18 protein-coding genes are annotated in these 24632 nt (G+C 51.6%); 5 read left to right on the top strand and 13 right to left on the bottom strand.

Annotated features, from left to right (window positions below; all coding sequences use genetic code 11):
• Positions 1 to 32 precede the first annotated feature (32 nt).
• From M4I31_RS15105 to M4I31_RS15135, 7 genes are all read right to left on the bottom strand, one after another.
• Positions 33 to 2297 (bottom strand): ComEC family protein, encoded by a 2265-nt coding sequence (locus M4I31_RS15105; protein WP_085049196.1) that lies wholly within the window; start codon positions 2295 to 2297, stop codon positions 33 to 35.
• A gap of 205 nt (positions 2298 to 2502) precedes the next feature.
• The gene (gene ihfB / locus M4I31_RS15110; protein ID WP_003035780.1) at positions 2503 to 2787 is read right to left on the bottom strand and encodes an integration host factor subunit beta; all 285 of its coding nucleotides are present in this window, start codon (positions 2785 to 2787) and stop codon (positions 2503 to 2505) included.
• A gap of 159 nt (positions 2788 to 2946) precedes the next feature.
• The gene (gene rpsA, locus M4I31_RS15115) at positions 2947 to 4620 is read right to left on the bottom strand and encodes a 30S ribosomal protein S1 (RefSeq protein WP_003035776.1); all 1674 of its coding nucleotides are present in this window, start codon (positions 4618 to 4620) and stop codon (positions 2947 to 2949) included.
• A gap of 113 nt (positions 4621 to 4733) precedes the next feature.
• Positions 4734 to 5417 carry a (d)CMP kinase gene (gene cmk, locus M4I31_RS15120; RefSeq protein ID WP_032939922.1) on the bottom strand — a complete coding sequence of 228 codons (684 nt, stop codon included), beginning with the start codon at positions 5415 to 5417 and terminating at the stop codon, positions 4734 to 4736.
• A 171-nt stretch (positions 5418 to 5588) separates the two neighbouring features.
• On the bottom strand, positions 5589 to 6872 hold the full coding sequence (gene aroA / locus M4I31_RS15125) for a 3-phosphoshikimate 1-carboxyvinyltransferase (RefSeq protein WP_085049195.1): 1284 nt from the start codon (positions 6870 to 6872) through the stop codon (positions 5589 to 5591).
• 67 nt (positions 6873 to 6939) lie between these two features.
• Positions 6940 to 8028, bottom strand: coding sequence for a 3-phosphoserine/phosphohydroxythreonine transaminase (serC, locus tag M4I31_RS15130; RefSeq protein ID WP_061381866.1), 1089 nt, complete (start codon positions 8026 to 8028; stop codon positions 6940 to 6942).
• Positions 8029 to 8241: 213 nt separating this feature from the next.
• Complete coding sequence (locus M4I31_RS15135) at positions 8242 to 8934, bottom strand: DUF421 domain-containing protein (protein WP_038639302.1); 693 nt, start codon at positions 8932 to 8934, stop codon at positions 8242 to 8244.
• Positions 8935 to 9069: 135 nt separating this feature from the next.
• On the opposite strand from M4I31_RS15135, the gene ycaO reads away from it, so the two are divergent.
• The 4 genes from ycaO (at position 9070) to pflA (ending at position 15360) form a co-directional block, all read left to right on the top strand.
• On the top strand, positions 9070 to 10830 hold the full coding sequence (gene ycaO / locus M4I31_RS15140) for a 30S ribosomal protein S12 methylthiotransferase accessory factor YcaO (protein ID WP_085049231.1): 1761 nt from the start codon (positions 9070 to 9072) through the stop codon (positions 10828 to 10830).
• A 404-nt stretch (positions 10831 to 11234) separates the two neighbouring features.
• Entirely contained in the window at positions 11235 to 12092 is an 858-nt protein-coding gene (focA, locus tag M4I31_RS15145; RefSeq protein WP_032939923.1) for a formate transporter FocA, read from the top strand.
• Between the two features lie 59 nt (positions 12093 to 12151).
• On the top strand, positions 12152 to 14434 hold the full coding sequence (pflB, locus tag M4I31_RS15150; protein WP_006685273.1) for a formate C-acetyltransferase: 2283 nt from the start codon (positions 12152 to 12154) through the stop codon (positions 14432 to 14434).
• Positions 14435 to 14619: 185 nt separating this feature from the next.
• The gene (gene pflA / locus M4I31_RS15155; RefSeq protein ID WP_003035751.1) at positions 14620 to 15360 is read left to right on the top strand and encodes a pyruvate formate lyase 1-activating protein; all 741 of its coding nucleotides are present in this window, start codon (positions 14620 to 14622) and stop codon (positions 15358 to 15360) included.
• A gap of 122 nt (positions 15361 to 15482) precedes the next feature.
• Here the strand turns inward: pflA and M4I31_RS15160 are convergent, their stop codons facing one another.
• Positions 15483 to 16631, bottom strand: a complete 1149-nt coding sequence (locus tag M4I31_RS15160; RefSeq protein WP_085049194.1) for an MFS transporter — start codon at positions 16629 to 16631, stop codon at positions 15483 to 15485.
• A gap of 385 nt (positions 16632 to 17016) precedes the next feature.
• On the opposite strand from M4I31_RS15160, the gene ycaC reads away from it, so the two are divergent.
• Positions 17017 to 17643 (top strand): isochorismate family cysteine hydrolase YcaC, encoded by a 627-nt coding sequence (gene ycaC, locus M4I31_RS15165; protein WP_016152433.1) that lies wholly within the window; start codon positions 17017 to 17019, stop codon positions 17641 to 17643.
• A gap of 108 nt (positions 17644 to 17751) precedes the next feature.
• Here ycaC and M4I31_RS15170 read toward each other — a convergent pair whose 3' ends face one another.
• The 5 genes from M4I31_RS15170 to rarA all read right to left on the bottom strand — a co-directional run bounded on the left by M4I31_RS15170 (position 17752) and on the right by rarA (position 24623).
• The gene (locus M4I31_RS15170; RefSeq protein WP_085049193.1) at positions 17752 to 18615 is read right to left on the bottom strand and encodes a dimethyl sulfoxide reductase anchor subunit family protein; all 864 of its coding nucleotides are present in this window, start codon (positions 18613 to 18615) and stop codon (positions 17752 to 17754) included.
• A 1-nt stretch (position 18616) separates the two neighbouring features.
• Positions 18617 to 19234: a DMSO/selenate family reductase complex B subunit gene (locus M4I31_RS15175; protein ID WP_038639290.1), complete on the bottom strand. Its 618-nt coding sequence runs from the start codon at positions 19232 to 19234 to the stop codon at positions 18617 to 18619.
• A 10-nt stretch (positions 19235 to 19244) separates the two neighbouring features.
• On the bottom strand, positions 19245 to 21689 hold the full coding sequence (gene dmsA, locus M4I31_RS15180; RefSeq protein WP_085049192.1) for a dimethylsulfoxide reductase subunit A: 2445 nt from the start codon (positions 21687 to 21689) through the stop codon (positions 19245 to 19247).
• Between the two features lie 206 nt (positions 21690 to 21895).
• Entirely contained in the window at positions 21896 to 23188 is a 1293-nt protein-coding gene (gene serS, locus M4I31_RS15185; protein WP_003035737.1) for a serine--tRNA ligase, read from the bottom strand.
• A gap of 91 nt (positions 23189 to 23279) precedes the next feature.
• Positions 23280 to 24623, bottom strand: a complete 1344-nt coding sequence (gene rarA / locus M4I31_RS15190; protein WP_038639284.1) for a replication-associated recombination protein RarA — start codon at positions 24621 to 24623, stop codon at positions 23280 to 23282.
• Positions 24624 to 24632 lie beyond the last annotated feature (9 nt).

The raw sequence follows: 24632 nt of genomic DNA on the forward strand, positions 1-24632 counted from the left end.
AAAACCAGCATTTGTTAGAATAGCCGCATATTCTACCCGTTATCCTCCGACACGCCAAACCACTGATGATACCAACGGGGTAAAATCTGATCCCGCATGCTGCGTATTTGCCAGGTTTTCGGGTAAAAATCCAGCGTAATCTGCCCCTGATGTGGCGTATCCAGCCATTGATAATCTTGTTGCCGATAGCGCCGCTTCACCTTCCAGGAAGGCAGTCGCCAGGCATTGTAACGGGATGCCGAGGCTAATGCCGCCTGTCCGCCAACTCGCTGAATCAGCGCCAGTGATGATGATGTATTGCTGCCATGGTGTGGAACCTGCATAACAGTAGCCTGCAGATGCGACCAGTAGTGACTTAGCATTTTTTGTTCAGCGGGAGACTCAATATCCCCGGTCAGAAGAATACTCTGATGTCCGTCATCGACTTTAACCACGCAGGATTGGTTATTCCCTTGCGCTGTATTTCCGCGCACCGGCCAGTGCGCACCGAACGTTAATCCTTGCCATTGCCAGCGTTCCCCGCGAAAACACGGGAGATGACCTTTCCAGCCTAGTGGGCTTCTTATCCATAAGAATGGCCATGCTTGTTGCAGCGAGCGCAACCCTCCCCGATGATCCATATGCTCGTGACTTAAAATAACCCCTTCAGGCTCGAGGTTGTGCCAGCGTAACCAGGGAATGATCAGTTGCTGCGCGCTATCGCCCTCAGGCCATGCCAGGCCCGTATCATAAAGAATCGCTTTTCCATTGCGGGCGATCACCATCGCCAGTCCCTGCCCGACGTCCAGCATATGCACTTGCCATGCGTCCGTGCGTGGCGCTCGCCAGAGCGGTTCACTCAGCAAAAATAGCGCCGTGAAACAAAGCATCGGTAGAGTACGCCAGGCATTCAGTCGCCATGCGATGAGCATCAGCCCAGGTGCCAATGCAAGCCATTGCCAGCGGGCATCTATGTTAATCCAGCCTTGGGGCAGAGCATTAAGTCCCCCAAATAACAGCGCCAGAGACCGATCGGCTAAATACCACAGTCCCGACTCCAGCCCTCCCAGACCGGTTAAATGTACGAGCATGCCGGCTAGTATCAGCGGTACGGAAATAAACGTGACCAGCGGTACGGCAAATATATTAGCCACCAATGAAGTCAGACTTATGCCGTGAAACATCGAAATTTGCACAGGCAAAAGCAGAATCGTGATACCCAGTTGCAGATGAGCGAGCGCCAGCAGTATGCGTCCAATGCGAGAGAGCGACCAGGCAGGTAAAGGTACCCACTGATACCAGAATATCAGCGCCGCGACGGCAAAAGCAGACAACCACAGACTTTGTGACAGAATAGCGAGAGGATCAGCCACCACGATGGCTGCGAGACAACAGACCCAGACCGACCATCCGCTCCACTGCCTGCCGCTTAGCTTCAGCGCCCCCCAGACCATCAGCGCGACAATCGTGCGCAATGCAGGCGGCTGAAGCCCCGTTAACCATGCATAAAATGTCGCGCAGATAATCCCGCCAATCAATGGAACCTGCCAGCAAATCCATCTGGTTGGCATAAAAAATTGTCCACCGCGAATCAGTCCTCCCGCCAAAAGTGCGGCAAACGCAATATGCAGCCCGGAGATAGCCATCAAATGCGCCGTGCCGGTATCACGCATAATGGCTTTTACCTCTTGTGACACGGACAAGCGCTCTCCCATTCCCAGCCCCAGTATGACCTGCTGCCAGGGATAGTCGGCGAGCTGGATTTTCAACGAAGAGAGATACTTCGAACGTAAGCTACAGTGTGGCGCGATGACCGAAGCCTGTAAGAACCGTCCCGTCAGCGGCCGATGCTGTGCTAACGCGTGACGTTGACTGTCAAATCCTCCCTCATTTAATTGACCGTGTACGGCGCGAACTTTTAGCGTCATCGCCCATGTCTGGCCCGCGCAAACGTCGCCGGGCAGGTACTGCCCATACAGCACAATTCCTTGCGCAGGAAAGATTCGCCGCCCCAGCAGGTGCGTGATCTGACCATAGTGCGTGGTCATATTGTCGGTTCCGGTTATGCGCACAATTGCCTGCTGGTTTTTAGCAGGAAGCGTATTACCCGCCCAAAGTGCATCTTTCGCCGCCATTATTCCCCAAAGAAAAAACAGCAGGGTCAACCCGGCGAAACGCATATGTTTGTGGGGAAAAAGGCAGAGCAGACATGCCAGACAAAATACAACGCTGATGCTCAGCATCTCAGGTAGCGCGGGTAATAGCATCAGAGGAAGAATGCCGCACAATGCACACGTACTCACCGTTGTTATTTTCATCAATACCTCCCTGTTGCGGGGAGTGTGTAGTAATACTCAACGGTTGTCTGGCGACAATTTACTGTTATACGGCACGCGTTCCGCTGATCTTTGGCGGCGGATGTAACATGCGAATTAATTGGGATGGGGATTCCAGTATGGGCCTGCAGAAATGAAAAAAGCACCCATGCAGGTGCTTTCCTCGGCGTTAAGTCTCGCTAAAAACTTAACCGTAAATATTGGCGCGATCGCGCAGTTCTTTACCTGGTTTAAAGTGCGGAACGTATTTCCCTTCCAGATCCACTTTATCGCCGGTCTTCGGATTACGTCCGGTGCGAGGTGCGCGGTAATGCAAAGAGAAGCTGCCGAAACCGCGGATTTCAATACGCTCGCCCTGCGCAAGAGTCGAGGCCATATGTTCCAGCATCTCTTTTACTGCATCTTCAACCGCTTTCGCGGGAATATGAGGTTGCTGGGTTGCAAGTCTTTCAATCAATTCTGACTTGGTCATGATTCCTCCGGTTCCTTAAAGGCATAATTAGCTGCTGCATTGATTAAGGGCGGCCGTAGCCGCCCTTTGTCATTGATTACAGGACGAATCCTGTAATCTGTCAAGCTACTCGTCACCCTTTGTGCTGTTAACGGCACAAAGGATTTAGAGAACTTGATATTACTCGCCTTTAGCTGCTTTGAAAGCTTCAGCCATTGCGTTGTTAGAGAAGTTTGCATCTTCCTGTTTGTTAACAGTTGCGATTGCATCTTTCTCATCAGCTTCGTCTTTAGCACGAACAGACAGGCTGATTGCACGGTTCTTACGATCAACGCCGGTGAATTTAGCTTCAACGTCGTCGCCTACGCTCAGAACCAGAGTTGCATCTTCAACGCGGTCACGGGAAGCTTCAGAAGCGCGCAGGTAACCTTCAACGCCGTCAGCCAGTTCTACGGTTGCGCCTTTAGCGTCAACTGCAGTGACTTTACCGTTTACGATTGCGCCTTTCTTGTTCAGTGCAACCCAGTTGTTGAACGGATCTTCTGCGAGCTGTTTAACGCCCAGAGAGATACGCTCACGCTCTGCGTCAACCTGCAGAACAACTGCTGCGATTTCGTCGCCTTTTTTGTATTCACGAACTGCTTCTTCGCCTGCAACGTTCCAGGAGATGTCAGACAGGTGAACCAGGCCGTCGATGCCGCCGTCCAGGCCGATGAAGATACCGAAGTCAGTGATAGACTTGATTTTACCTTCAACACGGTCGCCCTTGTTGTGGGTTTCCGCGAACTGCTGCCATGGGTTGTTTTTGCACTGCTTCAGACCCAGGGAGATACGACGACGTTCTTCGTCGATATCCAGAACCATAACTTCCACTACATCGCCAACGTTAACAACTTTGGACGGGTGGATGTTTTTGTTGGTCCAATCCATTTCGGAAACGTGAACCAGGCCTTCAACGCCTTCTTCGATTTCAACGAAGCAGCCGTAGTCGGTCAGGTTGGTCACGCGACCAGTCAGTTTGGTACCTTCCGGATAACGCTTAGCGATAGCTACCCATGGATCTTCGCCCAGCTGTTTCAGGCCCAGAGATACACGAGTACGCTCGCGGTCGAACTTCAGCACTTTAACAGTGATTTCGTCGCCAACGTTTACGATTTCGCTCGGATGCTTAACGCGTTTCCATGCCATGTCGGTGATGTGCAGCAGGCCGTCAACGCCACCCAGATCAACGAATGCACCGTAGTCAGTGAGGTTCTTAACGATACCTTTAACTTCCATGCCTTCCTGCAGGTTTTCCAGCAGCTGATCGCGTTCTGCGCTGTTTTCGGATTCGATAACGGCACGACGGGAAACAACAACGTTGTTACGCTTCTGATCCAGCTTGATGACTTTGAACTCAAGCTCTTTGCCTTCCAGGTGCAGCGTGTCGCGGACCGGACGAACGTCTACCAGGGAACCCGGCAGGAACGCGCGAATACCATTCAGCTCAACAGTGAAGCCACCCTTGACTTTGCCATTGATAACACCAGTAACGGTTGCAGCTTCTTCGTAAGCTTTTTCCAGCGTGATCCAAGCTTCGTGACGTTTAGCTTTCTCACGGGACAGCAGGGTTTCACCGAAGCCGTCTTCTACTGCATCCAGAGCAACGTCAACTTCGTCACCAACCTGGATTTCCAGCTCGCCCTGGGCGTTTTTGAACTGCTCTGCCGGAATGGCGGACTCAGATTTCAGACCAGCGTCAACCAGTACTACGTCTTTGTCGATAGCAACAACAACACCACGAACGATGGAACCCGGACGGGTTTCGATTTCTTTTAAGGATTCTTCAAACAGTTGAGCAAAAGATTCAGTCATGTTTAATCTTCAGGTTTCATATTTAACGTCCACCTGGCTCCATGCCGGATGGGGTTGTTTAACATACCCGCTGTCAGTCCATTGCAACGGGGGTACTGCAAATTCGGTCGCACTTAAGCGAGTGCCAGTTTTTGGCGCGCATATTGTAACGCTTTTTCAATCACTTGCTCAATGCTTAATCGGGTTGAATCCAAAACTAAAGCATCAGCAGCGGGAACCAGCGGCGCTACAGCACGGTTACGATCGCGGTAATCGCGTTCCTCGATCTCGGCCAAAAGGCGTTCAAAGTTAACACTAAAGCCCTTCTCCTGCAACTGTAGCATACGTCTATGCGCACGTTCGTGCGAGGAGGCGTCCAGAAAAATTTTCACCGGCGCATCCGGGAACACGACGGTTCCCATATCGCGTCCGTCGGCAATCAGGCCAGGCGCTTCGCGAAACGCGCGTTGACGACGTAAAAGCGCTTCGCGCACGCGGGGAAAAGCAGCCACCTGGGATGCGGCATTCGCCACTTCCTGAGTGCGGATTTCGCCACTAACATCTTCACCTTCCAGAATGACTTCCAGGTTGCCGTCCGTTGAGATAAAACGCACATCCAGGTGTGAGGCAAGCGGTACCAGAGCATCTTCAGAGGTGACATCGACATGGTGATGTAACGCTGCGAGCGCCAGTACGCGATAGATCGCGCCTGAATCTAACAGATGCCACTGCAATGCTTCCGCCATTGCCTTGCACAAGGTGCCTTTACCTGCACCGCTTGGGCCATCAATGGTAATAACCGGGGCAATTGCCGTCATCTTTTTCTCCTTAAACGGGCATACGTTAACGTGAACGCCGCGCATTATACGCGCCAACGACAACGATCGTTATCTTTGTGTGAAAAATGCAGAATCATTGAAGCTGAGTGTAGAAGAAATAGACAATCGGAGATGGCAGAATGTGCCGCACCGGGTAGTGCGGCAATAAAATCAGGCAGGTGTACTAATACGCGCCAACTGTTCGAAATAATCCGGGAAAGTTTTGGCGGTACATTTGGGGTCAAGAATGGTCACAGGGGTATCAGACAGCGCCACCAGCGAGAAACACATCGCCATACGGTGATCGTTATAGGTTGCGATATCCGCAAACTTCAGCGTCGCTGGTGGTGTGATGCGGATGAAGTCATGCCCCTCTTCAACTTCCGCGCCCACTTTGCGTAATTCCGTCGCCATCGCAAACAGACGGTCGGTCTCTTTGACGCGCCAGTTGTAGATGTTGCGTAGGGTCGTGGTGCCTTTAGCAAACAGCGCGGCCGTGGCAATAGTCATCGCCGCGTCGGGAATATGGTTCATATCCATATCCACTGCGTTCAGTTCGCCGTGAGTACAGGCAATAAAATCATCACCCCAGGTAATGGTCGCGCCCATTTTCTCCAGTACATCAGCAAAGCGAATATCGCCCTGCATACTGTTGCGGCCAATCCCGGTGACTTTAACCGTGCCGCCTTTAATGGCGCCCGCCGCGAGGAAGTATGAAGCAGAAGAAGCATCGCCCTCAACCAGATAGGCGCCCGGAGACTGATACTGCTGCTGCCCCTGCACGACAAAGCGCTGGTAGTTCTGATTCTCAATTTCAACACCAAACGTCTTCATCAGATTCAAGGTGATATCAATATAAGGTTTAGATACCAGCTCGCCTTTAATGGCGATCGTTGTATCCTGCGGCGCCAGCGGTGCAGTCATCAGTAGCGCAGTGAGGAACTGGCTGGATACGCTGCCGTCTACCTCAACTTGCCCGCCGGAGAAGCCCCCGCGCAAACGAAGCGGCGGATAGTTTTCCTGTTCCAGGTACTCAATGTTGGCTCCCCCCTGGCGCAGCGCATCAACCAGATGGCCAATCGGGCGCTCCTTCATGCGCGGTTCGCCTGTCAACACGATGTCATTGCTGCCAAGGCACAGCGCAGCGGCCAGCGGACGCATTGCGGTTCCGGCATTGCCAAGAAACAGTTCCACTGCCCTTTCGGCATGTAATGCACCGCCGTTGCCGATAATCTCGCAGCGGGTACGATCGGCGGAAAGGGTATAGCTAATCCCTAACGCATTGAGTGCATTGAGCATATGACGGACATCGTCGCTGTCCAGCAGGTTGGTCAGGACAGTGGTGCCATTTGCTAATGCGGCCAGCAGCAAAGCGCGGTTAGAAACACTTTTGGATCCAGGCAGATTGATGGTGCCATCCACCCGCGCAATGGGTTGTAACGTCAGGGATTCCATGAAACTCAACTCTCAAAACAGATATAAAAACCCCACAGGCGGACTGTGGGGATGAAAGTACAGCAGATTAACCGCGGCGGCGTTCGAAATCGACCATGAAATCGGTCAGTGCTTTTACGCCTTCGAGCGGCATCGCATTATAGATAGACGCACGCATACCGCCGACCACACGGTGCCCTTTCAGCGCATGCAGACCCGCAGCGAAAGACTCCTCCAGGAAGAGTTTATCCAGGGCGCTGTCAGCCAGTTGGAACGGGACGTTCATACGTGAACGGTTCGACTTCGCGACATCGTTACGATAGAAGTCGCTGTTGTCGATCACGCCATACAACAGCTCTGCTTTTTGCTGGTTAATTTTATTCATCGCATTAACACCGCCCTGCTCTTTGAGCCACTTAAAGACCAGGCCAGACAGATACCAGGCAAAGGTTGGCGGCGTGTTGAACATGGAGTCGTTGTCATTTAGCACGGTATAGTCAAGGATTGACGGGCATGAAACATGCGCTTTACCCAGCAGATCTTCGCGTACAATGACAATCGTCAGTCCCGCAGGACCAATGTTTTTCTGCGCCCCGGCATAGATTACGCCATAGCGGCTAACATCAAGCGGCGCGGAGAGGATGGTAGAAGAGAGATCCGCCGTAACCACCACATTGCTGGCAAAGTTCGGCGTTTCATCAATCGCAATGCCATCGATGGTTTCATTCGGGCAATAGTGCAGGTACGCGGCGTTGTCAGAAAGCTGCCATTCGCTCATTGGCTTAACAGCGCGCAGACCGTCAACGGTGACTTTGGCATCGATAACGTTTGGCGTGCAGTACTTTTTCGCTTCTTTAATCGCACTGGCAGCCCAGTAACCGGCATCGACGTAATCCGCTGTCGTTTTATCACCGAGAATATTTAACGGGATACCGGCGAATTGCCCACGGCCACCGCCATGACAGAACAACACTTTATAGTTAGAGGGGATGCTGAGGAGATCGCGAAAATCCTGCTCTGCTTCCTCTGCCACCTGGATAAACTCTTTGCCCCGGTGGCTAATTTCCATGACCGACGTGCCAAGACCGTTCCAGTCGCGAAGATCCTGTTGAGCCAGTTTAAGTACTTCCGCCGGTAGCATTGCCGGACCTGAACTAAAATTGAAGACCTGAGCCATTTCCCCTCACCACGTTGTGTTGTTATCCAATCAACATCCTGTCATTGACGATAATCCTGTGACAGACATTGGGCATAAGTTATTCCTGTGGATATCGGTTTTATCATTCAGTGACACGCGCCGCAATGGGTAAAACTGAGCGGGGTAAAAATGAGTCATAGGTCACACAACAGAATCTATCGGATTGACGGGTAAAAACCGAGATTTTCGCTGTCAGGTGACCCGTTTTGCCCGACTGGCCTTCGACCATTCTGGATTTGCGCAGCGCGGACATAATTGATGATCCCCCGCGCTCATTTGCACCACTTCACTACACCGTACACATGCATAGTCGCCTGTTTCAGGCACCACCTTAAATCGCTGTGTACAATGTTTAGGCAGAATGCTGAGTCCCGGTTTTACGTCTTCATCGGCAAAGAAGTAAACGCTGATCTGCCCATTCGTCTCCAGAATAGCGAGTTTCACCTGCCCCAGTTGCTCTACGCCGTTCAAACGCAGCTCCATAAAGAATTCGAATTCCGTCATATTGGCGCGATTAAGCTTTGACCATGACAATTCACCGTCTTCAATGATGACCACTGGCTTACCTTCCAGTAGATCTTCCAGCTTTTCGCTGTGTGACATCAGCCACATGACAAGACGATAAAGCAGCGCCAGGGTAATAAAAACCACCAGCACCGGAATCATCGGCACATCGTCATAAAACGCCACATCGCCCGCCGCTGAGCCCAGCGTAAGAATAATCAGCACTTCAAAAAGCGACATCTGCCGTACGCCACGCCGCCCTGTAAGCTTTAAAAACAGAAAAACCAATATAAAGGTATAGAGACTACGCAGCGCAACCTCGCCAAGAAACTCCATTGGCACCTTATCCAGTGCCATACGCTGTAAATCGAATGCTTTCATTTTGTGCTCTTAACATTGTTGACTGTGTGAAAGCATAGCCAATAGTTTTATTTACGCCTGGGCTCCGGCGGCGATAGCGCCGTTCATTGAAAACCCGTATCATTGCGCGCTTTCCGTACGACAAAAGTGATTTTCATGACGCAAACATTTATTCCCGGCAAAGATGCCGCTCTGGAAGACTCCATCGCTCGCTTCCAGCAAAAATTACTCGACCTTGGTTTTCAGATTGAAGAAGCCTCCTGGTTGAACCCTGTGCCTAACGTTTGGTCTGTGCATATTCGCGACAAAGAATGCGCGCTGTGCTTTACCAACGGTAAAGGTGCGACGAAAAAAGCGGCGCTGGCCTCCGCGCTGGGCGAATATTTTGAGCGTCTGTCTACGAACTACTTCTTTGCGGATTTCTGGCTGGGCGAAACCATCGCCAACGGCCCGTTCGTGCATTATCCGAACGAAAAATGGTTCCCGCTGACGGAAGACGATGACGTGCCGGAAGGTCTGCTGGATGCGCGTCTGCGCGCGTTTTACGATCCAGAAAACGAATTGACCGGAAGCATGCTTATCGACCTGCAATCCGGAAATGAAGATCGTGGCGTCTGCGGCCTGCCGTTTACCCGTCAGTCTGATAACCAGACTGTCTATATTCCGATGAATATTATCGGCAATCTGTACGTTTCTAACGGTATGTCTGCGGGTAACACGCCTAACGAAGCGCGCGTTCAGGGCCTGTCTGAAGTCTTTGAACGTTATGTGAAGAACCGCATTATCGCGGAAAGCATCAGCCTACCGGAAATCCCGGCCGAGGTGATGGCGCGTTACCCGGCGGTAGTGGAGTCCATCGCCACACTGGAAGCGGAAGGTTTCCCGATTTTCGCCTACGATGGCTCGCTGGGCGGCAAATACCCAGTGATTTGCGTTGTCCTGTTCAACCCGGCCAACGGTACCTGCTTTGCGTCCTTCGGCGCGCACCCGGATTTCGGCGTTGCGCTGGAGCGTACCGTTACCGAACTGCTGCAGGGTCGTGGTCTGAAAGATCTTGATGTCTTCACCCCGCCAACCTTCGACGATGAAGAAGTGGCTGAACACACTAACCTTGAAACCCACTTCATTGATTCCAGCGGTCTGATCTCCTGGGATCTGTTCAAGCAGGATGCTGATTATCCGTTCGTTGACTGGAATTACTCCGGCACTACGGAAGAAGAGTTCTCTACCCTGATGGCCATCTTCAACGCAGAAGATAAAGAAGTGTATATCGCCGACTACGAACATCTGGGGGTATACGCCTGCCGCATTATCGTTCCGGGGATGTCTGACATCTACCCGGCTGAAGATCTGTGGTTAGCCAACAACGCAATGGGTACGCATCTGCGCGAAACGATCCTCTCTCTGCCAGGCAGTGAGTGGGATAAAGAAGACTATCTCAATCTGCTCGAACAACTGGATGAAGAAGGTTTTGACGACTTCACCCGCGTACGCGAACTGCTTGGTCTGGCGACCGGCGCAGATAACGGTTGGTATACCCTGCGCATTGGCGAGCTTAAAGTGATGCTGGCGCTGGCCGGTGGTGACCTGGAGCAAGCGCTGGTATGGACAGAATGGACGATGGAATTCAACGCCTCCGTCTTTAGCGCTGAACGTGCAAACTACTACCGTTGCCTGCAAACGCTGCTGCTATTGTCGCAGGAAGAGGAGCGTCAGCCGCTGCAATATCTGAACGCCTTTGTCCGCATGTACGGCGCCGATGCGGTTGAAGCGGCAAGTGCGGCATTGAGTGGTGAAGCCGCATTTTATGGTCTTCAACCAGTAGACAACGATCTGCACGCATTCCCGGCGCATCAGTCTCTGCTGAAAGCCTATGAAAAACTGCAGCGCGCGAAAGCGGCGCACTGGTCAAAATAGTGCCAAACAGCCTGCGTTAAGTAGGCTAAATGTATTGTCTGGGCTATATTACGGGGCGCTTTAAGCGCCCTGTTTTTTATTTTGGTCAAATCAAAAAATAAATGTAAAAGCAAGGTTAAATATTAGTAGTTGATATTAAAAAAATTAGCTTATTAATGTGGCTTTTTATCTCAATTACTCCATATTAATTAACTGTCCAGCAGGAGGCTGAAAGAAAAAATTCAACTCACTTTATAATTTTTAAAATTTATTTTTACATGGATAATCAATAAGTTACTCCGCATTTGCATAAAAACCATGCGTCTTGCGGGCCTATAAGCCAGGCGAGATATGATCTATATCAAATTCTCATCTATAATGCTTTGTTAGTATCTCGTCGCCGACTTAATAAAGAGAGAGTTAGTGTGAAAGCTGACAACCCTTTTGATCTTTTACTTCCTGCTGCAATGGCCAAAGTTGCCGAAGAAGCAGGCGTCTATAAAGCAACGAAACATCCGCTTAAGACGTTCTATCTGGCAATTACTGCCGGTGTATTCATTTCAATTGCCTTTGTTTTCTATATCACCGCCACTACCGGTACCGGTACTATGCCCTTCGGCATGGCAAAATTAATAGGTGGTATCTGCTTTTCCCTGGGGTTGATTCTTTGTGTTATCTGCGGTGCAGACCTCTTCACCTCAACCGTACTGATTGTTGTTGCTAAAGCCAGTGGTCGTATTACCTGGGGACAGTTGGCTAAAAACTGGCTTAACGTTTATGTCGGCAACCTGATTGGCGCCCTGATCTTCGTGTTACTTATGTGGCTTTCCGGCGAGTATATGACCGCCAACGGCGCGTGGGGACTCAACGTCCTGCAAACAGCCGACCACAAAGTACACCATACTTTTGTTGAGGCGGTAAGCCTCGGTATCCTGGCTAACCTGATGGTGTGTCTGGCCGTATGGATGAGCTACTCAGGTCGCAGCCTGATGGACAAAGCGTTTATCATGGTATTACCGGTCGCAATGTTTGTTGCCAGCGGTTTTGAGCACAGTATCGCAAACATGTTTATGATCCCTATGGGTATTGTAATACGCGATTTCGCCACCCCGGAATTCTGGACCGCTGTCGGTTCTTCTCCGGAGAATTTTTCTCACCTGACCGTGATGAATTTCATCACCGATAACCTGATTCCGGTTACGATCGGTAATATTATCGGCGGCGGTTTGTTGGTCGGGTTGACATACTGGGTCATTTACCTGCGTGGTAACGATCATCATTAATTTGTTGATGCCCATTACACGCAGTAAATAAAAAATCCACTTAAGAAGGTAGGTGTTACATGTCCGAGCTTAATGAAAAGTTAGCCACAGCCTGGGAAGGTTTTACCAAAGGTGACTGGCAGAATGAAGTAAACGTACGTGACTTCATTCAAAAAAACTACACTCCGTATGAGGGTGACGAGTCCTTCCTGGCTGGCGCTACTGACGCGACCACCAAGCTGTGGGACAGCGTAATGGAAGGCGTTAAACAGGAAAACCGCACTCACGCGCCTGTTGACTTTGACACCTCCGTTGCTTCTACCATCACTTCTCACGACGCTGGTTACATCAACAAAGCGCTGGAGAAAATTGTTGGTCTGCAGACTGAAGCTCCGCTGAAACGTGCGATCATTCCGTTCGGCGGCATCAAAATGGTTGAAGGTTCCTGCAAAGCGTACAATCGCGAACTGGATCCGATGCTGAAAAAAATCTTCACCGAATACCGTAAAACCCACAACCAGGGCGTATTCGATGTTTATACCAAAGACATTCTGAACTGCCGTAAATCCGGTGTTCTGACTGGTCTGCCAGATGCGTATGGCCGTGGCCGTATCATCGGTGACTACCGTCGCGTTGCGCTGTACGGTATCGACTTCCTGATGAAAGACAAATACGCGCAGTTTGTTTCCCTGCAGTCTGACCTGGAAAACGGCGTAAACCTGGAAGCGACTATCCGTCTGCGTGAAGAAATCGCTGAACAGCACCGCGCCCTGGGTCAGATCAAAGAAATGGCAGCGAAATATGGCTGCGATATCTCTGGTCCGGCTACCAACGCTCAGGAAGCTATCCAGTGGACTTACTTCGGCTACCTGGCCGCGGTTAAATCTCAGAACGGCGCAGCAATGTCCTTCGGTCGTGTATCCACCTTCCTGGATGCATACATCGAACGTGATATCAAAGCAGGCAAAATCACTGAACAAGACGCTCAGGAAATGATTGACCACCTGGTCATGAAACTGCGTATGGTTCGCTTCCTGCGTACTCCGGAATATGATGAACTGTTCTCCGGTGACCCGATTTGGGCAACTGAATCTATCGGTGGTATGGGCGTTGATGGCCGTACTCTGGTTACCAAAAACAGCTTCCGCTTCCTGAACACCCTGTACACCATGGGTCCTTCTCCGGAACCGAACATTACCGTTCTGTGGTCTGAAAAACTGCCTCTGAACTTCAAGAAATTCGCCGCTAAAGTGTCCATCGACACCTCTTCTCTGCAGTACGAGAACGATGACCTGATGCGTCCGGACTTCAACAACGACGACTACGCTATCGCTTGCTGCGTAAGCCCGATGGTTGTTGGTAAACAAATGCAGTTCTTCGGTGCGCGTGCAAACCTGGCGAAAACCATGCTGTACGCAATCAACGGCGGCGTTGATGAAAAACTGAAAATGCAGGTTGGTCCTAAATCTGAACCGATCAAAGGCGACGTTCTGAACTTCGACGAAGTGATGGACCGCATGGATCACTTCATGGACTGGCTGGCGAAGCAGTACGTCACCGCGCTGAACGTTATCCACTACATGCACGACAAATACAGCTACGAAGCCTCTCTGATGGCGCTGCACGACCGTGACGTTATCCGCACCATGGCGTGTGGTATCGCTGGTCTGTCCGTTGCTGCTGACTCCCTGTCTGCAATCAAATATGCGAAAGTTAAACCGATTCGTGACGAAGACGGTCTGGCTATCGACTTCGAAATCGAAGGCGAATACCCGCAGTTTGGTAACAACGACTCTCGTGTAGATGACATGGCGGTTGACCTGGTAGAACGTTTCATGAAGAAAATTCAGAAACTGACTACTTACCGTAACGCTATCCCGACTCAGTCTGTTCTGACCATCACCTCTAACGTGGTTTATGGTAAGAAAACGGGTAACACCCCAGACGGTCGTCGTGCTGGCGCGCCGTTCGGACCGGGTGCTAACCCAATGCACGGTCGTGACCAGAAAGGTGCTGTTGCCTCTCTGACCTCCGTAGCTAAACTGCCGTTTGCTTACGCTAAAGATGGTATCTCTTATACCTTCTCTATCGTTCCGAACGCACTGGGTAAAGACGACGAAGTTCGTAAGACTAACCTGGCTGGTCTGATGGATGGTTACTTCCACCACGAAGCGTCCATCGAAGGTGGTCAGCACCTGAACGTGAACGTCATGAACCGTGAAATGCTGCTGGATGCGATGGAACATCCGGAAAAATATCCGCAGCTGACCATCCGCGTTTCTGGCTACGCAGTACGTTTTAACTCCCTGACTAAAGAACAGCAGCAGGACGTTATTACTCGTACCTTCACTCAGACCATGTAATTGGTTTTGACTGAAATCGTACTTTAAAAAGCGTACAATAAAGGCTCCACGTAAGTGGGGCCTTTTTAATAGCCTGCTTTGTCAGCTATCTATACTTATGGATAGCAGCCAAAACAGACTCGACACAGTTAATAACTGTGCACTAACACAGGCCCCGGATGGGCCACATCTGGAGAAACACCGCAATGTCAGTTATTGGTCGCATTCACTCCTTTGAATCCTGTGGCACTGTAGACGGCCCGGGCATCCGTTTTATTACCTTCTTCCAGGGCTGCCTGATGCGCTGCCTGTATTGCCATAACCGTGACACATGGGATACGCACGGCGGTAAAGAAGTCACTGTCGACGAATTAATGAAAGAGGTGGTGACTTATCGCCACTTTATGAACGCCTCCGGTGGCGGCGTGACGGCATCCGGCGGTGAAGCCATCCTGCAAGCTGAGTTCGTACGTGACTGGTTCCGCGCCTGTAAAAAAGAAGGCATTCACACCTGCCTGGACACCAACGGTTTTGTTCGCCGCTACGATCCGGTAATTGATGAACTGCTGGAAGTCACCGACCTGGTGATGCTCGATCTCAAACAGATGAACGACGAAATCCACCAGAATCTGGTCGGCGTGTCTAACCATCGCACGCTGGAATTTGCTCGTTACCTGTCGAACAAAGACATTAAAGTGTGGATCCGTTACGTGGTAGTGCCAGGCTGGTCTGACGATGACGACTCCGCGCACCGTCTGGGCGAATTTACCCGCGATATGGGCAACGTTGAAAAAATCGAGCTGCTACCTTACCACGAACTGGGCAAACACAAATGGGTAGCGATGGGCGAAGAGTACAAACTCGATGGTGTGAAGCCGCCGAAGAAAGAGACCATGGAGCGAGTGAAAGGCATCCTTGAGCAGTATGGTCATAAAGTGATGTATTAAGTCTTAAGGTGGGTAACAAACCAGTTACCCACCTCATGCCTTCTTAACGCCCTCTTCTCGCCAGCAGCGGGAAAATCAATCCCAGCCAACAAGTACACCTGTTCGCATTCTGTTAAAACAGGTCAAATATGCGCGATAGAATTGGGCGTATGGCCCGTCTTGCGCAGCAGCATCAGTAGATAAATAAACGATACGCTGGCAATCATGATAAACAGCAAGCTATCTGAGTAATTCTGCATCAGCATTGCGGTAAACGAAGGGCCAAGCAGACTGCCAACGGTATAGCTTAATAGCAAAGCCTGATTCATGGCCACCAGTTGATGATGTTCCACCTTTTCACAGGCCCAGGCCATCGCGACCGGATAGAGAGTAAAACCTGCCGCACCCAACATAAATAATGCGGGGGCCATCGCCGCCTGATTCAGCATAGCAATACTTCCGACGATCACCACAAACACCTGGACGCGTAAGACCAGCAGGCGTCCCAGCTTGTCCGCCAGGCGGCCAATCGGCCATTGCCCCAGAATACCGGCACTAACCAGAACCGCCATCCAGAAACCAATGCTGGCATTGCTTACTCCCTGATGGTTCAGATACAGCGGCATCAGGCCGTACAAAGAGCCCAGCACAATCCCGGAAATAATGCAGCCATTAACGCCCAGACGCGCCTGTCGCAGCTTCAGCATCGATACAATAGGGGTTGAGTGCTGTTCATCACCCTGCTGATTGGCAATGCGCGCAAAGAGCAGCGGTAGAACGCCAGCCAGGATGGTTCCCGTCACCCACGGCAGCACGTTCATCAATTCTGTTGATACCTTACTGACCAGCAATTGTCCTAAGAACGTCCCCACGTAATAGATCATCATATAGGCGGCAAGCAAACGTCCGCGATTGCGCGAAGTCCCGCTGCACATCAGCGCACTTTCCACTACCACCCAAATCATGGCGCAGCCAACGCCGGCAATAAAGCGCCAGCTCATCCAGCTCCAGAATCCAACCATAACCCCCAGCCCAACACAGCCCGCGGCAAAAATAAACGAGGCGATGTAATAGCTGCGGTTAAATCCAAGGCGTTTAATTAAATACCCGGTCAGCAACGTCCCTACCAAATTACCGGTAAAGTAGGACGAACTCACCATACCGACCTGCCAGGTTGGCAGATTTTCATGGGCGAGCCAAAGCGGGACGAGCGTGTTTAACACGGCGATCGCCAAGGTCAACAGAAGCAGCCCGCACAGCAGAAGCATGACGGGACGGGTATAGATGGACATGAATAAAAACCGTGAGGAAGTTCAAATTTCATGCGCATCATGCCACTGCCAAAAACATTGTCAATCGGCGTAATCAAAGGGCTGAGGCGCTTTTCTGACGATCGATTTGCATTACTGATTCTTAATGTGAATAGATAAAAAATACAAAAACACATCTGCTTGTTTTTATTGATCTAAAACAAAAATCTCACGTTACGTTCAGTCGAAAAATTTCATGGACTCCCCTTACTTTTATTTCTTACTAAACTCTATGCGAGATGCAGAGCGGTATTGTCTTCGAAATAGAACAGTCAGTTCTTATTTATACTTCCAGTCCGGATACCGTTCTTTCTCCAGACTTAAACTCATCAAATTTCCCGCACCGATGCCGAACAGGAGAAATATCATGACTAAACCTTACGTAAGACTTGATAAAGATAATGCGGCAGTATTGCTGGTCGATCATCAGGCTGGCTTGCTCTCTCTGGTTCGGGATATCGATCCCGATAAATTCAAGAATAACGTGCTTGCCCTGGGTGATCTGGCAAAATACTTCAAGCTCCCGACTATTCTGACCACCAGTTTTGAAACAGGACCGAACGGACCGCTGGTACCGGAACTGAAAGCTCAATTCCCCGATGCGCCTTATATTGCTCGCCCGGGAAACATCAACGCGTGGGATAACGAAGATTTTGTGAAGGCGGTGAAAGCGACTGGTAAAAAGCAGTTGATCATTGCTGGGGTCGTGACGGAAGTTTGTGTCGCCTTCCCTGCGCTCTCCGCGATAGAAGAAGGGTTTGACGTTTTTGTCGTCACTGATGCTTCAGGTACATTTAACGAAATCACCCGCCATTCAGCATGGGATCGGATGTCGCAGGCTGGCGCGCAATTGATGACATGGTTCGGCGTCGCGTGTGAACTACACCGTGACTGGCGTAACGATATCGAAGGGCTGGCGACGTTGTTCTCTAATCACATTCCGGATTATCGCAATCTGATGACCAGCTACGATACGTTAACGAAACAGAAATAAAAAACCGGGGAATAACCTGGCGTAACATAATGCCTGATGGCGCGCGCGTTAAGGCCTACGGATCTGTAGGCCGGAGAAGGCACGAGCCGCCATCCGGCATATTATGAATTAGCTTGCAACCGCCATACCGACAGTCATATGCAGGCCATAGAACACGCCACGACCAATCAGCTCGCCGACTATCAACAGAATAAACGCGACGGAAAGCAGTGGTATTGCGGGTTGGTAACCTTTGACTTGCGGTACAATCCAGCAGCACAACGCTAACGCCAGTGCCACGATCCGCCAGGCCATCAGTGAGCCATAATCCGGAACCAGCGCAGACGCCTGTTGAATCGAACTGTGGATCGTCGCCAGTTCGGCCCCCTGCATTACAGACATAATGGCGCTTATGACCAGAGCAAGAACCGAAATGGCAGGCAGCAGACGCATCGCCCAACCGTCAATACCGGCAATTCTCAATAGCAGATATCCCAGCAGCGGACCGCCCATAAACAGCGTCAGGAAGAAACCCAGCGGCGTCCAGACGCTGTACCAGGTCGGCACGGTATCAATGGTGTTATACACACGTACCATCATCCAGACAAAAACGACGCCCAGCACCATGGTGACAACTAACCACAGATTGCGTAGTGCGAGCGGCATTTTTTTCAACATCGCCAGTAGCCAGCCGATGCCGCCAATGGCAAAGAACACTGAACCACTGGCGATTTCATTGCTCAGCGCAGAAGCGCCTACGCGATTGAGCGAGTTAAAGGCACGCATCGGCGAGCCCAGATGGAGCATAGAAGCAATAAAGCCAATACCCATCAGTACCCACAGCCCGAACATGCAGGCGATTACCCGCTGCTGTGATTCAGGACGTAAGTCCCCTTTCATTAACGCCAACGCCAGAACGATAAAGCCACCAACCACACACTGTCCGAAGACCGTGAAGATCATCAGCGGCCATTCATGCCATCCACTTCCCATCTTACACCTCCTTCGGATTGGCCAGATAACCCGTGGTATCCCCGGTCGGGCGGCTATTGGCGTTAGGTTTGATAACAATGCTCGGTTTGGTGAAGTGCGCGCCCGGTAGTGGCGCAACCGCGGCCAGAGTACCGTGTTTTTTGCGCAGTTCGTCAATCGGACCGAAATCCAGCGCACGCAGTGGGCAGGACTCAACGCAGATAGGTTTCTTACCTTCAGCGACGCGCTCATGGCAGCCATCGCATTTGGTCATATGTCCTTTTTCAGCATTGTACTGGGGCGCACCGTAAGGACAGGCCATGTGGCAATACCGACAGCCAATGCACACATCTTCATCCACGACGACAAAGCCATCTTCACGTTTGTGCATCGCGCCGCTCGGACACACCTTGGTGCAGGCCGGGTCTTCACAGTGGTTACAGGCAATAGAGAGGTAATAGGCAAAGACGTTTTGATGCCAGACGCCATTGTCTTCTTGCCAGTCGCCACCCGCGTACTCGTAAATGCGGCGGAAACTGACATCCGGGGTTAAATTTTTGAAGTCTTTGCAGGCCAGTTCGCAGGTTTTGCAACCGGTGCAACGGCTGGAATCAATAAAAAATCCATACTGGGTTGTCATCGGTTACTCCTTACACCTTTTCAACCTGAACAAGGTTCGTATGTGACGGATTCCCCTTCGCGAGAGGAGAAGGACGCTGAGTCGTCAGGACGTTAATACAGCCGCCCTGATCCACACGCTTCGTGTCCGGGTCGTACCAGGCCCCTTCGCCTAATGCCACCACGCCGGGCATCATTCGCGGGGTCACTTTCGCTTCGATATGCACCTCGCCACGATCGTTAAAGATGCGTACCTTGTCGCCGTTGTTAATGCCACGTCGCTGCGCATCCAACGGATTGATCCACATTTCCTGGCGGCAGGATGCTTTCAGAACATCTACGTTGCCATAGGTCGAGTGAACGCGAGATTTGTAGTGGAAGCCGGTCAGTTGCAGCGGGAATTTCTCCACCAGCGGATCGTCTAAACTTTCACAGCCAGGGGTATAAATCGGTAATGGATCGATCACATCCCCTTCCGGCAGTTCCCAGGTTGCCGCGATCTCGGCAAGCTGCTGTGAATAAATTTCGATCTTACCCGACGGCGTGGTGAGCGGATTGGCTTTGGGATCCTCACGGAACGCTTTGTACGCCACGTGGTGCCCTTCAGGATCTCGCTGCTTAAAGATGCCTTGTTTGCGGAACTCTTCAAACCCAGGCAGTTCAGGAATGGCTTTACGCGACTGCTCATACAGATGACGCATCCACTCTTCCTGAGTACGACCTTCGGTAAACTGCTGCTCGACGCCAAGGCGTTTCGCCAGCTCGCTGGTCATCTGGTAGATAGTCTTGCATTCGAAACGTGGTTTGATCGCCTGATCGGTGAAAATCACATAGGACATGTTTCCGCAGGACGCATCCAGCGCGAAGTCCATCTGTTCGGAAGCAGTACAGTCTGGCAGCAAAATATCCGCATATTTCGCCGAGGAGGTCATATGGCAGTCGATGACCACGATCATCTCGCACTTTTTCTCATCCTGCAGGATTTCGTGCGTACGGTTAATATCAGAGTGCTGGTTAATCAGGCAGTTACCAGCATAGTTCCAGATCATTTTAATCGGAACATCAAGCTTATCTTTGCCGCGAACGCCGTCACGCAGCGCCGTCATCTCCGGGCCACGCTCAATAGCGTCCGTCCACATAAACATTGAGATGCTGGTTTCAACAGGGTTTTCCAGCGTAGGCATACGCTCAAACGGCAGACTGTATGAACCCTCACGCGCACCGCTGTTGCCGCCGTTGATGCCAACATTACCGGTCAGAATGGCCAGCATAGAAATAGCGCGGGTCGCTATTTCACCGTTAGCATGACGCTGCGGCCCCCAACCCTGGCTGATGTATGCCGGTTTAGCGCTGCCAATTTCACGCGCCAGTTTGATGATACGGTCAGCGGGAATACCGGTAATCTGCGCCGCCCATTCCGGGGTCTTGGCAATACCGTCTGTCCCCTGCCCAAGAATATACGCCTTATAGTGGCCATTCTTCGGCGCGTCGGCCGGTAAGGTTTTCTCGTCGTAACCCACGCAGTATTTGTCGAGGAACGCCTGGTCCACCAGGTTTTCGGTGATCAGAACATACGCCAGACCATTAACCAGCGCCGCATCTGTACCAGGACGGATCGGAATCCATTCATCTTCACGCCCCGCGCCGGTGTCGGTATATCGGGGATCGATAATAATCATCCGGGCATTGGATTTCTGGCGCGCCTGTTCAAGGTAGTAGGTTACCCCGCCCCCGCTCATACGGGTTTCACCAGGGTTATTACCGAACAGCACCACCAGCTTGCTGTTTTCTATATCGGACGGGCTGTTACCGTCGGCCCAGCCGCCGTAGGTGTAGTTCAACCCGGCAGCGATTTGTGCCGAAGAGTAGTCCCCGTAGTGATTCAGGTACCCACCACAGCAGTTCATCAGACGTGCCACCAGGGTTTTACCCGGCGGCCAGGAGCGTGTCAGGGTGCCACCCAGCGTGCCGGTGCCGTAGTTCAGATAGATAGATTCGTTACCATAGTCTTTAATCAGACGCTGCATGTTGCTGGCAATAATCTCGTACGCCTCATCCCAACTGATGCGCTCAAATTTACCTTCGCCGCGCTTACCGACACGTTTCATCGGGTATTTCAGACGATCGGGATTATAAACGCGACGACGCATGGAGCGACCACGCAGACAAGCACGCACCTGGTGCAGGCCGTCATAGTTATCATCACCTGTGTTGTCGGTTTCGACATATTTTATTTCACCGTCTACCACATGCATCCGCAGTGGACAGCGGCTACCGCAGTTCACCGTACACGCGCTCCAGATGACTTTCTCACTGCGCTGCGTGGGATTAATGGCTTCTGCAGCGTTTGCAATACGGGTAAATGGCAGGGTAAACGCGCTACTGGCCACCGCCAGCCCGCCTATCGCCGTCGTTTTTACCAAACCGCGGCGACTAACCTCAGCTGCCAGCACGGCATCGGGGATCTTAGTTTTCATAGGGGCTCACTCTGCTGCTCACAATAAACAAAAAATAAATACTCGTTGTATATATTTTTTTATATCGCTAGTATCACTATACAGACTGGTAGATACTGACTTTCATTCGAAGGCAGTATTACTCCTATGTAGGTAAGGGTTATTGTCCGACGTCAAACGGGCATAAAAAAAGCGCCCTGAGGCGCTTTTTAGCATAGAAAGATAGGTTAGCCGATGAATTCCAGGCCATTCATGTACGGACGTAATACTTCCGGAACCTGAATGCGGCCATCTGCCTGCTGATAGTTTTCCATTACCGCCACCAGCGTACGTCCAACTGCCAGACCGGAACCGTTCAGGGTATGCACCAGACGGGTCTTTTTGTCGGATTTGCTGCGGCAACGCGCTTGCATACGACGCGCCTGGAAATCCCACACGTTGGAGCAGGATGAGATTTCGCGATAGGTATTCTGCGCTGGGATCCACACTTCCAGATCGTAGGTTTTGCATGCGCCGAAGCCCATGTCGCCTGTGCACAAAATGATCTTACGGTACGGCAGACCCAGCAGTTGAAGAACCTTCTCAGCGTGGCCGGTCATCTCTTCCAGTGCGTCCATTGAATCTTCCGGACGAACAATCTGCACCATCTCAACTTTATCGAACTGGTGCATACGGATCAGACCACGGGTATCACGACCGTAAGAGCCTGCTTCAGAACGGAAGCACGGCGTATGCGCGGTCATTTTGATCGGCAGCACATCTTCGTCAATGATTTCGTCACGCACCAGGTTAGTCAGCGGAACTTCGGCCGTTGGGATCAGCGCGTAGTTGCTGCTGTCAGCTTCTTCGTCCAGCGGACGGGTATGGAACAGATCGCCAGCGAATTTCGGCAGTTGCCCGGTACCGTACAGCGTGTCATGGTTAACCAGATACGGAACATAGTTTTCGCTGTAACCATGCTGTTCGGTATGCAGATCCAGCATGAACTGAGACAGCGCACGATGCATACGTGCGATCTGCCCTTTCATGACCACGAAACGAGAGCCGGTAAGCTTCACCGCAGCGGCGAAATCAAGACCCGTGTGCATTTCACCCAGGGTAACATGATCGCGGACTTCGAAATCAAACTCACGCGGTGTACCCCAGCGGCTGACTTCGACGTTGTCATTTTCATCTTTACCCACCGGAACTTCATCCGCTGGCAGGTTAGGAATGGTCAGCGCAATGTCGCGGATCTCAGCCTGTAAGGTATCAAGTTCAGCTTTCGCGGCATCCAGCTCTTCGCCCAGTTTGTTCACTTCCAGACGTAAAGACTCGATATCTTCCCCGCGCGCTTTTGCCTGGCCAATGGATTTCGATCGAGAGTTACGCTCTGCCTGCAGGTTTTCAGTTTGTACCTGCAGAACTTTACGACGCTCTTCAAGAGCGCGCAGCTTATCTACATCCAGCTTAAAGCCCCGGCTTGCCAGTTTTTCTGCGACTGCGTCTGGCTCATTACGCAGCAGATTGGGATCGAGCATGCTTATCCTGTGCTTATCGAATTAAAATGGGAAAAGTGACCACAGCCTGCGGTCACAGGGATACAGAGACAACATTACCGCAACGATAACACTAACGGTAGCGTTTTATAGGGCTATTTTGATCCTGTCCGGCGAGCCAGGCGAGCTTTTCGCCAATCTTGCCTTCAAGACCTCTGTTTGTGGGGCGATAATAGCGCGTTTGTGCCATTTCCTGGGGGAAGTACTCTTCTCCGGCGGCATAGGCATTTGGTTCATCATGCGCGTAACGATACTCCTGACCGTAGCCCATCTCTTTCATCAGCTTAGTCGGCGCATTGCGCAGGTGAACGGGAACGTCGTAATCCGGACGTTCACGGGCGTCGGCCAGCGCGGCTTTAAAGGCGGTGTAAACCGCGTTACTCTTCGGCGCACAGGCCAGATAGACGATCGCCTGAGCGATTGCCCGCTCGCCTTCCGCGGGTCCCACGCGAGTGAAACAATCCCACGCGGAAATCGCCACCTGCATAGCACGAGGATCTGCGTTGCCCACATCTTCAGAGGCAATCGCCAGGCAGCGACGGGCAACGTACAGCGGATCGCCACCAGCGGTAATGATTCGCGCATACCAGTAGAGCGCCGCATCCGGGGCGCTACCACGTACCGACTTGTGTAAGGCGGAGATGAGATCGTAAAAGCGATCGCCTTTATTATCAAAGCGCGCGCTGCGTTCACCAGCAATTTCGGTCAGCAATTCCGCTTTCAATACGCGCTTGCCGGAATCATCAACTTCGGCCATATCGGCCATCATTTCCAGCGTATTCAGCGCCCGCCGCGCATCACCATTAACCAGTTCAGCAATCGCCCGACGCGTCTCTTGTGGCAGAACAATATCCTGATCGCCGTAGCCACGCGCTTTGTCAGACATCGCCTGGTCCAGCACCTGTTCAATATCGTCGGTGGTTAACGATTTCAGCAAATAAACGCGTGCCCGCGACAGCAGCGCCGAATTCAATTCAAACGAGGGGTTTTCGGTGGTAGCGCCAATAAACGTAATTGTACCGTCTTCAATATGCGGTAAAAACGCATCCTGCTGGCTTTTATTAAATCGATGGACTTCGTCCACAAACAGTATTGTGCGTCGGCCAGCGTTACGGTTCTGACGCGCACGCTCAATCGCTTCACGAATTTCTTTTACGCCAGAGGTGACCGCCGAAATTCGTTCAACATCGGCGTTAGCGTAACGGGCAATAACTTCGGCAAGGGTGGTTTTACCCGTTCCCGGCGGTCCCCATAAAATCATAGAGTGCAGGTGCCCGGCCTCAATGGCGCGGGGCAAAGGCTTACCGGTAGCCAGCAGATGCTGCTGGCCGATATACTGCGCTAAATTTTCTGGCCGCATACGCGCGGCCAGTGGCTGAAAGGTATTATCAGAAAAGTCGAGCGACAGATTGCTCACTCACACGCC

Source organism: Citrobacter sp. XT1-2-2 (assembly GCF_023516235.1).
GTDB classification, from domain to species: domain Bacteria; phylum Pseudomonadota; class Gammaproteobacteria; order Enterobacterales; family Enterobacteriaceae; genus Citrobacter; species Citrobacter werkmanii.

Bases quoted from the DNA above. Each gene is read 5' to 3' on its own strand.
- ycaC (WP_016152433.1), top strand. From the start codon at position 17,017: ATGACTAAACCTTACGTAAGACTTGATAAAGATAATGCGGCAGTATTG.
- cmk (WP_032939922.1), bottom strand. From the start codon at position 5,417: ATGACGGCAATTGCCCCGGTTATTACCATTGATGGCCCAAGCGGTGCA.
- M4I31_RS15105 (WP_085049196.1), bottom strand. From the start codon at position 2,297: ATGAAAATAACAACGGTGAGTACGTGTGCATTGTGCGGCATTCTTCCT.
- rpsA (WP_003035776.1), bottom strand. From the start codon at position 4,620: ATGACTGAATCTTTTGCTCAACTGTTTGAAGAATCCTTAAAAGAAATC.
- ihfB (WP_003035780.1), bottom strand. From the start codon at position 2,787: ATGACCAAGTCAGAATTGATTGAAAGACTTGCAACCCAGCAACCTCAT.
- pflB (WP_006685273.1), top strand. From the start codon at position 12,152: ATGTCCGAGCTTAATGAAAAGTTAGCCACAGCCTGGGAAGGTTTTACC.
- M4I31_RS15175 (WP_038639290.1), bottom strand. From the start codon at position 19,234: ATGACAACCCAGTATGGATTTTTTATTGATTCCAGCCGTTGCACCGGT.
- M4I31_RS15135 (WP_038639302.1), bottom strand. From the start codon at position 8,934: ATGAAAGCATTCGATTTACAGCGTATGGCACTGGATAAGGTGCCAATG.
- pflA (WP_003035751.1), top strand. From the start codon at position 14,620: ATGTCAGTTATTGGTCGCATTCACTCCTTTGAATCCTGTGGCACTGTA.
- aroA (WP_085049195.1), bottom strand. From the start codon at position 6,872: ATGGAATCCCTGACGTTACAACCCATTGCGCGGGTGGATGGCACCATC.
- dmsA (WP_085049192.1), bottom strand. From the start codon at position 21,689: ATGAAAACTAAGATCCCCGATGCCGTGCTGGCAGCTGAGGTTAGTCGC.
- M4I31_RS15170 (WP_085049193.1), bottom strand. From the start codon at position 18,615: ATGGGAAGTGGATGGCATGAATGGCCGCTGATGATCTTCACGGTCTTC.
- serC (WP_061381866.1), bottom strand. From the start codon at position 8,028: ATGGCTCAGGTCTTCAATTTTAGTTCAGGTCCGGCAATGCTACCGGCG.
- ycaO (WP_085049231.1), top strand. From the start codon at position 9,070: ATGACGCAAACATTTATTCCCGGCAAAGATGCCGCTCTGGAAGACTCC.
- serS (WP_003035737.1), bottom strand. From the start codon at position 23,188: ATGCTCGATCCCAATCTGCTGCGTAATGAGCCAGACGCAGTCGCAGAA.
- M4I31_RS15160 (WP_085049194.1), bottom strand. From the start codon at position 16,631: ATGTCCATCTATACCCGTCCCGTCATGCTTCTGCTGTGCGGGCTGCTT.